The organism is Bosea sp. ANAM02 (assembly GCF_011764485.1).
Classification (GTDB): domain Bacteria; phylum Pseudomonadota; class Alphaproteobacteria; order Rhizobiales; family Beijerinckiaceae; genus Allobosea.
In genome coordinates, this window is record NZ_AP022848.1 from 1,288,181 (window position 1) to 1,303,096 (window position 14,916).

Annotated in this window: 14 protein-coding genes; 10 read left to right on the plus strand and 4 right to left on the minus strand. The window is 66.3% G+C overall.

Going from position 1 to position 14,916, the window contains the following annotated elements; genetic code table 11:
* The first annotated feature begins 149 nt into the window (after window positions 1–149).
* From galU to grxD, 6 genes are all read left to right on the plus strand, one after another.
* Window positions 150–1,028 (plus strand): UTP--glucose-1-phosphate uridylyltransferase GalU, encoded by an 879-nt coding sequence (galU, locus tag OCUBac02_RS06210; protein ID WP_173044225.1) that lies wholly within the window; start codon window positions 150–152, stop codon window positions 1,026–1,028.
* 213 nt (window positions 1,029–1,241) lie between these two features.
* A complete protein-coding gene (locus OCUBac02_RS06215; protein WP_173044227.1) occupies window positions 1,242–2,126 on the plus strand; it encodes a class I SAM-dependent methyltransferase in 885 nt (294 codons plus the stop codon).
* Between the two features lie 130 nt (window positions 2,127–2,256).
* Window positions 2,257–2,694, plus strand: coding sequence for an acyl-CoA thioesterase (locus OCUBac02_RS06220; protein ID WP_173044229.1), 438 nt, complete (start codon window positions 2,257–2,259; stop codon window positions 2,692–2,694).
* Between the two features lie 95 nt (window positions 2,695–2,789).
* Window positions 2,790–5,000 (plus strand): phosphoribosylformylglycinamidine synthase subunit PurL, encoded by a 2,211-nt coding sequence (gene purL / locus OCUBac02_RS06225; protein ID WP_173044231.1) that lies wholly within the window; start codon window positions 2,790–2,792, stop codon window positions 4,998–5,000.
* Between the two features lie 12 nt (window positions 5,001–5,012).
* Window positions 5,013–5,249 carry a BolA family protein gene (locus OCUBac02_RS06230; RefSeq protein ID WP_061970071.1) on the plus strand — a complete coding sequence of 79 codons (237 nt, stop codon included), beginning with the start codon at window positions 5,013–5,015 and terminating at the stop codon, window positions 5,247–5,249.
* A 47-nt stretch (window positions 5,250–5,296) separates the two neighbouring features.
* Entirely contained in the window at window positions 5,297–5,632 is a 336-nt protein-coding gene (gene grxD, locus OCUBac02_RS06235) for a Grx4 family monothiol glutaredoxin (protein ID WP_173044233.1), read from the plus strand.
* Between the two features lie 4 nt (window positions 5,633–5,636).
* Here grxD and OCUBac02_RS06240 read toward each other — a convergent pair whose 3' ends face one another.
* The 3 genes from OCUBac02_RS06240 to OCUBac02_RS06250 all read right to left on the minus strand — a co-directional run bounded on the left by OCUBac02_RS06240 (window position 5,637) and on the right by OCUBac02_RS06250 (window position 8,383).
* Complete coding sequence (locus OCUBac02_RS06240; protein ID WP_173044235.1) at window positions 5,637–6,245, minus strand: ATPase; 609 nt, start codon at window positions 6,243–6,245, stop codon at window positions 5,637–5,639.
* Window positions 6,246–6,298: 53 nt separating this feature from the next.
* Entirely contained in the window at window positions 6,299–6,547 is a 249-nt protein-coding gene (locus OCUBac02_RS06245; RefSeq protein ID WP_173044237.1) for a DUF1272 domain-containing protein, read from the minus strand.
* A gap of 105 nt (window positions 6,548–6,652) precedes the next feature.
* Window positions 6,653–8,383: a carbamoyltransferase family protein gene (locus OCUBac02_RS06250; protein WP_173044239.1), complete on the minus strand. Its 1,731-nt coding sequence runs from the start codon at window positions 8,381–8,383 to the stop codon at window positions 6,653–6,655.
* A 202-nt stretch (window positions 8,384–8,585) separates the two neighbouring features.
* Here OCUBac02_RS06250 and OCUBac02_RS06255 point away from each other — a divergent pair, with 202 nt between their 5' ends.
* Window positions 8,586–10,823 carry a mechanosensitive ion channel domain-containing protein gene (locus tag OCUBac02_RS06255; RefSeq protein ID WP_173044241.1) on the plus strand — a complete coding sequence of 746 codons (2,238 nt, stop codon included), beginning with the start codon at window positions 8,586–8,588 and terminating at the stop codon, window positions 10,821–10,823.
* 31 nt (window positions 10,824–10,854) lie between these two features.
* Here the strand turns inward: OCUBac02_RS06255 and tlpA are convergent, their stop codons facing one another.
* Entirely contained in the window at window positions 10,855–11,481 is a 627-nt protein-coding gene (gene tlpA / locus OCUBac02_RS06260) for a thiol:disulfide interchange protein TlpA (protein WP_173044243.1), read from the minus strand.
* Between the two features lie 30 nt (window positions 11,482–11,511).
* Here tlpA and argH point away from each other — a divergent pair, with 30 nt between their 5' ends.
* From argH to lysA, 3 genes are all read left to right on the plus strand, one after another.
* Window positions 11,512–12,894 carry an argininosuccinate lyase gene (argH, locus tag OCUBac02_RS06265; RefSeq protein ID WP_173044245.1) on the plus strand — a complete coding sequence of 461 codons (1,383 nt, stop codon included), beginning with the start codon at window positions 11,512–11,514 and terminating at the stop codon, window positions 12,892–12,894.
* Window positions 12,895–13,046: 152 nt separating this feature from the next.
* Window positions 13,047–13,310, plus strand: coding sequence for an LPS translocon maturation chaperone LptM (gene lptM, locus OCUBac02_RS06270; RefSeq protein ID WP_047580497.1), 264 nt, complete (start codon window positions 13,047–13,049; stop codon window positions 13,308–13,310).
* A gap of 158 nt (window positions 13,311–13,468) precedes the next feature.
* The gene (lysA, locus tag OCUBac02_RS06275) at window positions 13,469–14,758 is read left to right on the plus strand and encodes a diaminopimelate decarboxylase (protein WP_173044247.1); all 1,290 of its coding nucleotides are present in this window, start codon (window positions 13,469–13,471) and stop codon (window positions 14,756–14,758) included.
* Window positions 14,759–14,916 lie beyond the last annotated feature (158 nt).

Below are 14,916 nucleotides of genomic sequence, written 5' to 3' on the forward strand. Positions count from 1 at the left end.
CGTCAGGAACCTGACCTATCGAAAAACCGTTGACGGCTTCTCAAGGCCTGTCAGCTAATACCGCCTGATGGCCGGCAACCATGACAGTTGTACGGCCGTTCCCACCTCCGCCTGGCTTCGGCAAGGCCATCGCGCCCAATGGATTTTTCATGACGAAACGCATCCGCAAGGCCGTTCTTCCCGTTGCCGGCCTCGGCACCCGCTTCCTGCCCGCGACCAAAGCGGTGCCAAAGGAGATGCTCACCATCGTCGACCGGCCGGTCGTGCAGCATGTCGTGGACGAGGCGCGCGCCGCCGGCATCGAGCATTTCATCTTCGTCACCGGCCGCAACAAGGCGGTGATCGAGGACCATTTCGACATGGCCTACGAGCTCGACGACACGCTGGCCAAACGCAACAAGATAAAGGAGCTGGAGGCGCTGACGCACGACCTGCCGGTCGCGGGCGCGACCAGCTTCACCCGCCAGCAGGCGCCGCTGGGCCTCGGCCATGCCGTCTGGTGCGCGCGCGAGATCGTCGGCGACGAGCCCTTCGCGCTGCTGCTGCCGGACATGCTTCACTACAGCCAGGGCAAGGGCTGTCTCGCCGAGATGATCGACGCCTACGACCGGCATGGCGGCAATCATATCGCGGTCGCGCCGGTGCCGGACGACCAGACGCATCAATACGGCATCGTTGCGGTCGAGGACGCCAAGGCCAAGATTTCGAAGATCACCGGCATGGTCGAGAAGCCGCCGAAGGGCACCGCTCCGTCCAATTTGCATGTCAGTGGCCGCTACATCCTGCAGCCGACGATCTTCAACCTGCTCGCCAATCAGGAAAAGGGCGCCGGCGGCGAGATTCAATTGACCGATTCGATGATCGCGCTGTCGCATCAGGAGCCGTTCTACGCGGTGCGCTTCGACGGCGAGATCTACGATGCCGGCTCGAAGATCGGCTTCCTCGCGGCGAATGTCGCCTATGCGCTCGACCGCAGTGATCTCGGCCCGCAACTGCGCGCGGAGATCGAGAAGCTGCTGGAGCGCTGAGGCGGGAAGGAAGGGCGCGGGTCATCCCGGGCGGTCATAGGTCGGCCCGGGATCCATGCCGGAACGGTTCAGGCATGGATCCCGGATCTCCGCTTCGCTCCGTCCGGGATGACCCGCGTTTCATAGCCATAGGAAACAGCTTTCCAAAGCCGATTTGCCGGGTGGCCATTCCTTGGAAAATGCCGGATGAGGGGCAATGCAGGAGATGCCCCGTTGAGTGACCAGAGCCTCGTTTTCGACCGCAAGCTCGGCCGTTCGCGGCTGAGGCGCGCGCTTGCCGGCGACTATCCGGATTTCCTGCTGCAGCGCGCGGCTGATGATCTCTCAGAGCGTCTCGGCGCGGTGTTGCGCGAATTCGCGATCGCGGCCGATCTCGGCACGGCCTTGCCCGTCGTCGCTCCCGTGCTTGCCGGCCGGACCGGGCGCTTGCTGCGCATGGCGGAGGCAGAAGGCGTTCCCGCCGATCTCCTCGGTGATCTCGAAAGCCTCCCCTTCGCTGCCGGCTCGCTCGACCTCGCGGTTTCGCTCCTCGCTCTGCACGCGGTGAACGACCTGCCGGGCGCGCTCATCCAGATCAAGCGGGCGCTCAGGCCGGACGGGCTGTTCATGGGTTGTCTGCTCGGCGGTCGGACCTTGCAGGAGCTCAGGCAGGCGCTCCTCGAAGCCGAGAGCGAGACGACCGGCGGGGTCAGCCCGCGCGTCGCTCCCTTCGCCGACCTGCGCGATCTCGGCGGGCTGTTGCAGCGCGCCGGTTTCGCGCTGCCCGTCATCGACAGCGAGATCGTGACGGTGCGCTATCGCGATGCCTTCGGGCTTTTCCGCGACCTGCGCGCGATGGGCTGGGCCAACGCGCTCGTTGCCCGGCGCAAGACGCCACCGCGGCGCGAGACCTTGCTGCGAGCGGCTGCGCTCTATGCCGAGCGTTTCGCCGATCCGGACGGGCGCCTGCCCGCGACCTTCGAATTCGTCTGGGTCTCCGGCTGGGCGCCGCATGAGAGCCAGCAGAAGCCATTGAAGCCCGGCTCGGCCAAGGCGCGGCTCGCCGATGCGTTGGGCGTGCCGGAGATCAGGGCGGGCGAGAAGCCCGGAGGACGTTGAGAATGGCTGTTGCCGCGCCGTCATGGTCTGGCTTGTCCCGACCACCCACGTCTTCGCCGGTCGCGGATTGTGTTCAAGACGTGGATGCTCGCCACAAGGGCGAGCATGACGGTGGAGAGGCATTCAGGACATGAGCGAGCGCCAGCCCCGCCTGACCCGCGCCGATTTTCGCGTCTTCCGCGCCATCCCGACGCGATGGCACGACAACGACGTCTTCGGCCATGTCAACAACGTCGTCTATTATAGCTGGTTCGATACGGCGGTGAATGCCTGGCTGATCGAGAACGGCTTTCTGGACCCTGCCAGGAGCGAGATCGTCGGGCTCGTGGTCGAGACCGGTTGCACCTATTTCGAGAGCGTTGCTTTCCCGGAGACGGTGGAGGTCGGGATCGCGGTCGAGCGGCTTGGCAACAGCTCCGTCACCTATAGCATCGGCATCTTTCGGCAGAGTGGCGCGCAGGCGGCGGCGCAAGGCCGCTTCACCCATGTCTATGTCGAGCGGGCGAGCCAGAAGCCGGTGCCGATCCCGGCGCCGCTCAGAGCCGCGTTGGTGGCCATCCAGAGCTGAAAGCGGCGCCTGCGTCGGGGAATGTTGTCTCGCGGGCCGAGGCAGGCTATGCCCCTGCCAACCCCTATCGCCGGACCGTCAGGAACCCTGAGCCCGTGATTCCGAACGACATCAAGATCACCCCGCAGCTCGTCGCCGAGCACGGCCTGAAGCCGGACGAGTACCAGCGCTTCCTGCATCTGATCGGCCGCGAGCCGACGATCACCGAGCTTGGCATCGTCTCGGCGATGTGGAACGAGCATTGCTCCTACAAGTCGTCGAAGGTCCATCTGAAGACACTGCCGACCAAGGCGCCGTGGGTGATCCAGGGACCGGGTGAAAATGCCGGCGTCATCGATATCGGCGACGGCACGGCCATCGTCTTCAAGATGGAAAGCCACAACCACCCGTCCTTCATCGAGCCCTATCAGGGGGCGACGACCGGCGTTGGCGGCATCCTGCGCGACGTCTTCACCATGGGCGCCCGCCCGATCGCGGTGCTCGACGCCTTGCGCTTCGGCTCGCCGGATCATCCGAAGACCCGCCACCTCGTCTCCGGCGTCGTCGCCGGCATCGGCGGCTACGGCAATTCCTTCGGCGTGCCGAATGTCGGCGGCGCCACCGGCTTCCACACGCGCTATGACGGCAACATCCTCGTCAACGCCATGGCGGTCGGCATCGCCAAGGCCGATGAGATCTTCTACGCCAAGGCCTCCGGCGTCGGTAAGGCGATCGTCTATCTCGGCTCCAAGACCGGCCGCGACGGCATCCACGGCGCGACCATGGCCTCGGCCGAATTCGACGACAAGTCGGAGGAGAAGCGCCCGACCGTGCAGGTCGGCGACCCCTTCGCCGAGAAGCTCCTGCTCGAGGCCTGTCTCGAGATCATGGCTGCCGGCCATGTCGACGCGATCCAGGACATGGGCGCTGCCGGCCTCACCTGCTCGGCCGTCGAGATGGGCGCCAAGGGCGATCTCGGCGTCGAGCTCGACCTCGACAAGGTGCCCTGCCGCGAAGAGGGCATGAGCGCCTATGAGATGATGCTGTCGGAGAGCCAGGAGCGTATGCTCATGGTGATCAAGCCGGGCCATGAGGACGCCGCCGAGGCGATCTTCAAGAAATGGGGCCTGGATTTCGCCGTCATCGGCCACACCACCGACACGTTGCGCTTCGTCATCAAGCATCAGGGCGAGGTCATGGCCGACCTGCCGATCAAGGAACTCGGCGACGAGGCTCCGGAATACGACCGGCCGTGGATCGAGACCGTGCCGCAGCAGCGCATCGCGGCCGAAAGCGTGACGCCGCCTTGCGGCAATGCCGAGGCGCTGAAGACGCTGATCGGCTCGCCGGACCTTTCCTCCAAGCGCTGGATCTGGGAGCAGTACGACACGCTGATTCTCGGCAACTCGGCGGTGACGCCGGGCGGCGATGCCGGCGTGATCCGCATCGAGGAGGGGCCCAAGGGCCTCGCCATGACTGCCGACGTGACGCCGCGCTATTGCGAGGCCGATCCCTTCGAAGGCGGCAAGCAGGCGGTGGCGGAAGCCTGGCGCAACCTGACCGCGACGGGTGCCAAGCCGCTCGCGATCACCGACAACCTGAATTTCGGCAATCCAGAGAAGCCGGAAGTCATGGGCCAGTTCGTCGGCTGCATCCGTGGGATCGGCGAGGCCTGCAAGGTGCTCGACTTCCCGGTCGTCTCCGGCAACGTCTCGCTCTACAACGAGACCAACGGCATCTCGATCCTGCCGACCCCGACCATCGGCGGCGTCGGCGTCATGGCCGATGTCACGAAGCACGCGACTGTCGCCTTCAAGGCAGAGGGTGAGGCGGTGATCCTGATCGGCGAGACCGCCGGCTGGCTAGGCCAGAGCGCCTATCTCGCGACCGTTTGCGGCCGTGAGGAGGGCGCGCCGCCGCCGGTCGATCTTACGATCGAGCGCCGCAACGGCGATTTCGTGCGCGGGCTGATCGCGTCGGGCCAGGTCTCGACCTGCCACGACCTGTCGGACGGTGGCCTCGCCGTGGCGCTCGCCGAGATGGCGATGGCCAGGGGCATCGGTGCCGCCATCGAGACGCTGCCGGCGGGCCCCGCCCATGCCGCGCTCTTCGGCGAGGATCAGGCGCGCTATGTCCTGACCGTCCCGGCGGCAGAGGCCGATGCGGTGATCGCGGCGGCGAAGGCTGCCGACGTGCCGGCGCTCGCCATCGGCAAGACGGGCGGCGCTTCGCTCAGCCTGCCGGGCGAGCCTGCCTTGGCTATCGCCGATCTCCGCAAGATCCATGAAGACTGGCTGCCGTCCTATATGGCCGGCAAGGCGGCCTGAGGAGTTCGACCCATGGCGATGGACGCCCACGAGATCGAGCGCATGATCAAGGCGGCGCTGCCGGATGCGGCGATCGAGATCAAGGATCTGGCCGGCGACGGCGACCACTATGCCGCGACCGTCGTCTCGGCCGCCTTCAAGGGCAAGACCCGGGTGCAGCAGCACCAGATGGTCTATGCCGCGCTCCAGGGGAATATGGGCGGCGTGCTGCACGCCCTTGCGCTGACGACCAGCGTTCCCCAAGATTAGAACGAGACCATCCGGCGGGCCTTGAACCCGCTTCAGGAGACGACACGATGTCCGACGTCAATGCCCGCATCGAAGCGGAAGTGAAGAATAACGACGTGGTGCTCTTCATGAAGGGCACGCCGCAATTCCCGATGTGCGGTTTCTCCGGCCAGGTCGCGCAGATCCTCGGCTATATCGGCGTGCCCTATAAGGGCGTGAACGTGCTTGAGGACCAGGAAATCCGCGAGGGCATCAAGGCTTTCTCGAACTGGCCGACGATCCCGCAGCTCTACGTCAAGGGTGAGTTCATCGGCGGCTGCGACATCACCCGCGAGATGTTCCAGGCCGGCGAACTGCAGCAGCTCTTCGAGGAGAAGGGCATCGCGGTGAAGCAGGCGAGCTGAGCGCTCAGCCTTCCGCGCAGGGCGGCAGCGTCTCAAGCGCCGTCCATAGAGCCTGCGGCAGATCGCCCTCGTCCTCAATTAGCGAGATGCAGCCGCGCCGCCCCTCCGCTACTGCTTTGGGGCGCAGGGTGGCGTTGTCGAAGACACGCCACCGATCGACCGCATCGATATAGGCTGGCAGGTTTTCGATCGAACGGCTGAAGCGGCGGCGAACGTCGGCTTCCGCGACATTGTGGCCGCCCTCGCTGACGCGCCGTGCGATGCGAGCCAGCGAAATCTCCGGGCTTGCGACCAGGAAATACAACAGGTTGACGACGAAGCCGGCCTCCCGCGCCGCTGTGATCGTGCGCAGATGCGTCTTGCCCGAAAGCGTCGTCTCGATTGAGAACGAGCGTCTCTCGGCGATCAGCGAGCGGGTCAGCTCCAGCGCGACGCGGCCGGCGCGCTGCTGCTCCATCGAGGGGTCGAGCGGGGAGAGGCCACGCGCAATCTCGTCGAGATTGACGAAACGCGTGCTGCCCGAGACGGCCTTGATATGGCGGAAAGCGTAGGTCGTCTTGCCGACGCCGTTGGGGCCGGCAACGATCCAGAATTGAGGCTGCGGGGTCGTCATCCCTGAGTGGCTAGCACGCGCCTGGTAGTTGCGCCAATCCGATGCGGATAGCCTCAAGCCGCCGCGCATTGCGGGTGCGGCTTGCGGACGCGCTCTGTCGAAGCCGGGTATTTCTCCAGCATCCGCTCCGGCCTGATCGGCCGGCGCACGAGATCGCCGCCGCAATTCGGGCAGGTGCCGGCGAAGCGCGTCTCCGCGCAGTCGCTGCAGAACGTGCATTCGAAGGTGCAGATCAGGGCGTCGCGCGATTGCGGCGGCAGGTCGCGGTCGCAGCATTCGCAGTTCGGGCGCAATTGCAGCATGGCATGGTCTCCTTCCGCTGGCCGGAAGAATGACCGGAAACCGGACCGAAACCAGCGATTTCGCGTGATCCGACCGATCAACGGCGCGGATCGATCGGCTGCCCGCTACTTCACCAGCAGCCAGTCGTCGATCACCAGCGCGTCGAGCCCGCTGGTATAGAACATCAGGATCGCGTCCTCCGCCGTGTGCAGGATTGGCTTGCCCATGATGTTGAAGGAGGTGTTGAGGATCACCGGCACGCCCGTCAGCGCATGGAAGGCGGAAATCAGTGCGTGATAGCGCGGGTTGCGCTCCGGCGTGACGCTCTGGAGCCTGCCGGTCGCATCCTCATGGACCACCGCCGGGACGCGATCGCGCACCGCCTCCTTCCAGGTTAGCGTGCGCTCCATATAGGGCGCGTCCTGGTAGTTCTCGAACCAGTCGGCGGCGTGCTCGGCCAGGATCGAGGGCGCGAAGGGCCGGAAGGCCTCGCGGTATTTCACCTTGGCATTGAGGATGTCCTTGGCGTCGGCGGGACGCGGATCGGCGATGATCGAGCGGTTGCCCAGCGCGCGCGGGCCGAACTCGGCGCGGCCCTGCACCCAGCCGATCAGCTTGCCCTCGGTCAGGAGTTTTGCCGTGACCGGCGCAATCTCGTCGGGGCTGAGCTTGCGCAGGCGCTTCTCCCAGAGCTGCATGCGCTCGAAGGGCTCGGTCGAGACGGTCGAGCCGAGATAGGGCGTGAGCGGTCCCTTCGGCGCGCGCCAGTCCGGCTTGGCCTCCGCATGCGCGAGCCATGCCGCGCCGATGGCGTTGCCGTCATCGGCCGGCGCAGAGGGCACGAAGACCGTCCTGAAGCCGTGGCGGCCGGCGATCCGGCCGTTGAAGGAGGAGTTCAGTGCGCAGCCGCCGGCCATGACGAGGTTTTCGCTCGGCACCAGCGCCGCAGCCTCGGCCAGCAGGGCCTCCATCATCTCGGCGAAGACGTCCTGCCCGCAGCGGGCGAGATCGGCCCAGCCCTGGTCGAGGGCATCGGCCGGACGCTTCGCGAGGATCTCGGCGGCGACCGCCTGTACCACGTCGGCCTTGGCGAAGGAGAGCCTGTGGCCCTCGATCGCGTAGAGCTTGCGCAGCAGCGCCATCAATTCCGGGTCGCTCTTGCCATAGGGGGAGAGCCCCATGATCTTCCATTCCTCGCCCTTGGCCTGGTCGAAGCCGGCGAGGTCGGTCACGAGGCCGAAATAGAAGCCGATCGATTCCCGGCCGCGATGGCGCTTCACCTCGTGCAGCCTGCCGTTCTCCAGCGCGAAGATGGCGGAGGCCCCGGTTTCGCCCATGCCGTCGACGACGAGGCAGGCGGCGTTGTCGAAGGGGGAGGACCAGCAGGCATAGGCGGCGTGGCTGAGATGGTGGCCGTAGCGCGTGAGGCCGGTGACATTGGCCTTGCCGTAGGCGCGGTCGAGCCCGAGCAGCACGCCCATGCCGGCGCGCTGCTGGCCGAGGTGCAATGAGGCGATCAGGGCGCGCTCGGTGCGCTCCGGCACCAGCGAGCGGTTGAGCTCGGGCGAGAGCTTGAGCAACGCGTCCAGCGTGAAGGAGCCGGCGCGAGCCATCTGGTCGAGGAAGCCGGTGAAATCCTCGCCCCAGCTCGTGGCGATGCGAACCTCTGCATCCACCGGGATATAGCGCTTCAGCAGGCCTTCCATGCGCGGGGCCGAATCCGGCTCGCAGTTCGGCGCGCGCTTATATTGCAGGTAGCGCTCGGTCGCTTCCGCGAAGAGAACCTCGCCATCGGGACCGATGATCGCGATGGCGGGGTCGTGGAAGGTGGTGGCGAGGCCGATCGTATAGGTCATGGCCCAAGGCAATAGCCCGCTTCGGCGCCGGGCGCCAACCGTCATGGTCGTTTCGGCCATCCCTCGGGTTGAAAGCAACTTCGAGTATTCGCCCGGGAAGGCCTGTTTCGGATCAATCGTTCAAGGGTGCGTACGGTTTGACCTACAGGCCCCCATGCCTAGTATGAAGGAGATTTTTCTCCCGACAGCGGCGAAGGTGGTCATGAGATTGTGGGTGTTGGTCGCGGCCTTTTTGATTTTAGCCGGAAATCTTGTTTCGGCTCAGGAAAGTCATCCGCCACCGGCCGCCGCATCTGCCGCGCCGGGGCAGGCCGGCGCGGCGTCGGTCGACGATCTCGTCCGCATCCTCGAGGACGACAAGCTGCGCGCCGATCTCCTGCAGCGGCTGAAGCAGCGGCAGCCGGGCCAGCAGGCTCCGGCCGCCGCTGCGCCTCAGGCCGAGGCCGAGCCCGGCTTCGCCCGGAGCGTGGCCGAGTATACCAAGGCGATCGCCGAGCAGAGCGCCGGGGCGCTTTCGGCGACGATCCAGACCTTCCGGCAGCTCGGGAGCATCGTCTCCGGCGAGTCGCAGGTCGACATGCTGCGGCTGCGCGATGTCGGAGTCGCGCTCGGCTTCGTCGCCCTTGCCCTGTTCGGCAGCTTCCTGATCGCTCGGTTGCTCGCGGAGCGGGTTCAGGCGGGGCTCGCCCGCCGCGTCGCCGGATCATCCTGGCCGGCCCGTTCGGCCGGGCTCGTCGTCGCGGTGATGGTGGATCTCGCCGGCGTCGCGCTCGCCTGGGGAGCCGGCTACCTGCTCGTCCTGAACCTGGTCGGCACGGCCGGACGCATCACCCTGGAGCAGACATTGCTGCTCAATGCCTTCCTGGCCGTCGAGATCGTCAAGGTCGCGATGCGGGCCGTGCTGGAGCCGCGGCATCCGGCGCTGCGGCTCATGCCGATCGACGACACCACCGCCGCCTACTGGTATTTCTGGCTGGCGCGGCTGATCTCGCTCCTGGGCTATACCTTCCTCTTCGTCGCGCCGGCGCTCGCTCTCTATCTGCCGGCTGCCGCCGTGCAGGCCCTGAAGGTGCTCGTGATGCTGACGGCGCTGGTGATCGCGATCGTCATCATCCTGCAGAACCGCCTGCAGGTCAGGCGCAGGCTGTTCGCAGCGCGGGAGGCCGGGCGGCATGACCTTCTGGCGCAGGCGAGCCATGTCGCCGGGCAGTTCTGGCATGTCGTCGTGGTGACCTATCTCATCGGCGTCTTCCTCGTCTGGCTGGTCAATCCGCTGCAGGCGCTGCCCTTCGTGCTCGGCGCCACGGTGCAATCCGTCGTCATCGCGATACTCGGGGGCGTCGTCCTCGCCTTCGTCTCGCGGCTAGTGAATGTCAGCGTGCGCCTGCCGGAGGACGTGCGGCTGCGCCTGCCGCTGCTGGAGCCGCGGCTGCAGGCCTTCGCGCCGCGCGTGATGCAGATCGTGCGCCTGCTGGTCCTTGCGGCGGTGCTGCTGCTGATCGTGCAGGCCTGGCACGTGCTCGACATCTTCGCCTGGCTGGCGAGCGCTTCGGGCCAGCGGCTGGCGGGTGCGCTGGTCTCGGCGGCTCTCATCGTGCTGATCGGGCTCGGCGTCTATGTCGCGATGCTGTCCTGGGTGGAATACCGTCTCAATCCGGATTTCGGCACGGTGCCGACGGCGCGGGAGAAGACCCTGCTCGCGCTGTTCCGCAACGCCTTCACCGTGGCGCTCGCGGTCCTGGTGCTGATGCTGGCGCTGGCGCAGCTCGGGCTGAACATCGCTCCGCTGCTTGCCGGCGCCGGCGTGCTCGGCCTGGCCATCGGCTTCGGCGCGCAGAAACTGGTGCAGGACATCATCACCGGGGTCTTCATCCAGTTCGAGAACGTGATGAACGAGGGCGACGTGGTCCAGGTCGGCGGCAAGTCGGGCGTGGTCGAGCGCCTGACGATCCGCTCGGTCTCGATCCGCTCGCTCGACGGCACGGTGCATCTCATCCCGTTCTCCTCCGTCGACCATGTCTCGAACATGATGCGGGGCTTCTCCTTCCATGTCGCCGAGATCGGCGTGGCCTATCGCGAGAACATCCCCGAGGTGAAGGAAGCGATGGAGGAGGCTTTCGAGCGGCTCAAGGACACCGAGCACGGCGAGAAGATCATCGGGCCGCTCGACATGCAGGGCATCACCGCCTTCGGCGATTCCGCGATCACGGTGAGGGCGCGCATCAAGACGCTGCCGGGCGCGCAATGGGGCGCCGGCAGGGCCTATAACGAGTTCATCAAGGAGATTTTCGACCGGCGCGGCATCGAGATCCCGTTCCCGCATGTCACGCTCTATATGGGCGAGGACAAGCAGGGGAAGGCGCCTCCGCTCCATGTGCAAGGGCGTCTCGACAACCCCGCCCGGCCTACCGCTCCGGCTGCGAAGGGTCCGCCGGAGTGATCAATGAAATTCCGCGTGAAATCAGAACGCGCTAACGCCCGATGGCGGCCTGCATCAGTGCCTTGGCATCCGCGCTGGCCCAGTCGGCGGGGCCCTGGATGATGCCGAGCTCGCAGCCGGCCTTGTCGACGATCAGGCTGACCGGCATGCCCTCGACCTTGTGGGCGGCGCGCAGGACCTGGAAGGTCACGGCCTGCGGATCGCCGTAATAGGGTAGGGCGGTGATCCGGTTGTCGGCAAGCCAGGTCTTCGGCTTGTCGAGATTGCGCGTGTCGATATTGATTGCGACGACCGCGAAATCCGGCCCGCCCATGTTCTTCTGCAGCGCGTCGAGCGCGGGCATCTCCTTGAGACAGGGCGCGCACCAGGTCGCCCATAGATTGACCAGCAGGGTCTTGCCCTTGAGTGCGGCGAGCGTCGTCGGCTGGCCGTCCGGCCCGGTGAAGGCGAGCGCGGGGGCCGGCTGCGGGCGCGTGCGCAGTTCGACTGCCGCCACCTCGCCCTTGACCAGCGGCTTCATGCGCGCGGCTGCCGAGCTCGCAGCGCTGCATGATCCGTTGCCGGCATCGCCGCTGCCGGAGTAGAAGGCAGCTACGCCAGCGAGGCCGAGCGCCGCCACGACCCCGAGGGCCAGTCCGATCTTTTTTCCAGACGTCATTATGCGTCCTCAAAAGCAGGAAAGACCGTCGTGAGCAATCGCATGTGGGGTGGGCGTTTCGCCACAGGTCCCGACGCCATCATGGAGGAGATCAATGCCTCCATCGATTTCGACAAGAAGCTTTGGCGCCAGGATATCCGCGGCTCGCTGGCCCATGCGGCCATGCTGGCCGAGACCGGCATCCTGACCAGGGAGGATGTCGCGACGATCACCGCCGGCCTGAAAAAGGTCGAGGGCGAGATCGAGAGCGGCGCCTTCACGTTCTCGCGGGCGCTGGAAGACGTCCATATGAACGTCGAGTCGAACCTCAAGGACAAGATCGGCCTCGCCGCCGGCCGCCTGCATACCGCGCGCTCGCGCAACGATCAGGTTGCGACCGACATGCGGCTGTGGGTGCGCGATACGCTCGACGAGCTCGACGGCCAGATGGCCGATCTCCAGCTCGCGCTGGCCGAGAAGGCCGATACCTACGCCGGCGCGGTGATGCCGGGCTTCACCCATCTGCAATCGGCGCAGCCGGTCACCTTCGGCCATCACCTGCTCGCCTATGTCGAGATGCTCGGCCGCGACCGCAGCCGCATCCGCGACGCCCGCGCCCGGCTCAACGAATGCCCGCTCGGTGCGGCTGCGCTCGCCGGCACCTCCTTCCCGATCGATCGGCACATGACCGCGAAGGCGCTGGGCTTCGACCGGCCGACGGCGAATTCGCTCGATTCGGTCTCGGATCGCGATTTCGTGCTGGAAACGCTCTCGGCGGCTAGCATCTGCGCGATGCATCTTTCGCGCTTCGCCGAGGAGATCGTGCTGTGGTCGACGCCGCAATTCGGCTTCGTCCGGCTCTCGGACGCCTTCTCCACGGGCTCCTCGATCATGCCGCAGAAGCGCAATCCCGATGCGGCCGAGCTGGTGCGGGGCAAGGCGGGGCGCGTCTTCGGTGCGCTGCAGGGCCTGCTGACCATGATGAAGGGGCTGCCGCTGACCTATTCGAAGGACATGCAGGAGGACAAGGAAGGCACGTTCGACGCGCTGCAGACGCTGTCGCTCTGTCTCGCCGCAACCGCCGGCATGGTCCGCGACATGCAGCCCGACCTCAAGGTGATGAAGAAGGCCGCCGGCCTCGGCTATGCCACCGCGACCGATCTGGCCGACTGGCTGGTGCGCGTGCTGAAGATGCCGTTCCGCGACGCGCATCACGTCACCGGCCGCCTCGTCGGCATCGCCTCGGAGAAGAAGGTCGGGCTGGAGAAGCTCTCGCTCGCCGAGATGCAGGCCGTCGAGCCCCAGATCACCGAGGCCGTCTTCGCCGTGCTCGGCGTCGACCAGTCGGTGAAGAGCCGCGTCAGCTATGGCGGCACGGCCCCGGCCAATGTCCGCAGGCAGGCCAGGCGCTGGCTGAAGCAGCTCTCCCAGTAGGGCGTCATGCTCGGGCTTGACCCGAGCATCTCCTTCACGAGATTCTCGGGTCGGCGCTGCGCTTGCCCGAGAATGACGCATGCGGAGAGTCTCGCGCTCCGCCGCATCCTCCGCTAAGGTCCCGCCACGTTTCGCCCCGAGGGTTCGTCTTCGTGCTTGATTCCCGCCTGAAACTCGGCCGCACCTTGCTGGTCGTCGGCCTTCTGGCTGTTGCGCTGGCCGCCTGCGGGCGCAAGGGGCCGCTTGAGGCCCCACCCAACGCGACCGGTGCCATCGACCTGCCGGACGACCAGATCGGCGCGAAGGAGAACGATCCGGCTTCGCTGGGTTCGGCCTCCGTATTGGCCAAGCCGCCCAAGGCCAACAGGGCGATCACCGTGCCGGACAAGCCCTTCGTCCTCGATCCGCTGATGTGATTTCGGTTCGCTCGCCGTCATCCCGGGCGACCGAAGGGAGATCCGGGATCCATGCCGGAGCGCTTCCGAAAAAGGTTCAGGCATGGATCCCGGCTCTACGCTTCACTCCGGCCGGGATGACCGCGTGAGTTTCAGCAGGCCTTTCCAAGGTTAATCCCATGCATCATTTCGCCTATCGCGACGGCTCGCTCCATGCCGAGGGCGTCGATCTCCAGCGCATCGCGGCCGAAATCGGCACGCCGGTCTATATCTATTCGAGCGCGACGATCGAGCGGCATTACAAGCTGTTCGAGGCCGCGATGAAGACGACCGCGCCTGCCGGCAAGACCCATGTCTTCTACGCCATGAAGGCGAACGGCAATCTCGGCGTGCTGAAGACGCTGGGCGCGCTCGGCGCCGGCATCGACACCGTCTCGGAAGGCGAAGTGCGCAAGGCGCTGGCCGCCGGCATCCCGCCGGAGAAGATCGTGTTCTCCGGCGTCGGCAAGAGCGAGCAGGAGCTGCGCTTTGCGGTCGAGGCCGGCATCTACCAGGTCAATATCGAGAGCGAGAGCGAGCTCGACCTGCTCTCGAAGGTCGCCGCCTCGCTCGGCAAGCGCCAAGAGGCGGTGTTCCGGGTCAATCCGGATATCGGCGCCGGCGGCCATGCCAAGATCACGACCGGCTCCTCCGAGAACAAGTTCGGCGTCTCCTTTGAGGAGGTCGGCCGGCTCTATTCCCGCGCATCCAATATGCCGGGCGTTCGGATCATGGGCCTGGCCGTCCATATCGGCAGCCAGATCCGCGAGATCGACGCCTTCGAGGCGGCCTATACCAAGATGGTCGCGCTGGTCGGCGACTTGAAGGGCGAGGGGCACCGTGTCGACCGGCTTGATCTCGGCGGCGGGCTCGGCATCCCCTACGACATTCCGAAGACCTTCGATTACGGGCCGGGACTGATCGAGGCCTATGCTGCGATGGTGGCCAAGGTAACGAAGGGGCTCGATGTCGAGCTCGGCTTCGAGCCCGGCCGCCTGATCGTCGGCAATGCCGGCGTGCTGCTGACGCGGGTGCTGCACCTCAATCCGCGCCCGACCAAGCAGTTCCTCGTCGTCGACGCGGCGATGAACGACCTCGTCCGCCCGGCGATGTACGAGGCCTATCACGAGATCTGGCCGGTGTCGGAGCCGGCGGTCGGCGGGCCGGAGCTGGCCTATGACGTGGTCGGGCCGATCTGCGAATCGGGCGACACCTTCACGACCGGGCGCACGCTGCCGCAGCTCCGGCAGAACGACCTGATCGCCTTCATGACGGCCGGTGCCTATGGCGCCTCGATGTCCTCGACCTATAACCAGCGCCTGCTCGTCGCCGAGGTCATGGTCAAGGGCGACCAATACGCCGTGACGCGGCCGCGCCAGAGCTACGAGGAGCTCATCGGCACGGACAGGCTGCCGGGCTGGTTCGCCTGAACGTTCTCGTCTTTTTTCCAGAGAAGGCGCGGGGAACCCCTCTCCTGTAAGGAGAGGGGCAGGGGTGAGGTGTCGGCCGCTGGACCAGTTAATTTGCGGCCTCACCGCTGCGCAGCGACTACCTCACAGCTCACTCGGTGAGGGGCCTACCCCTCACC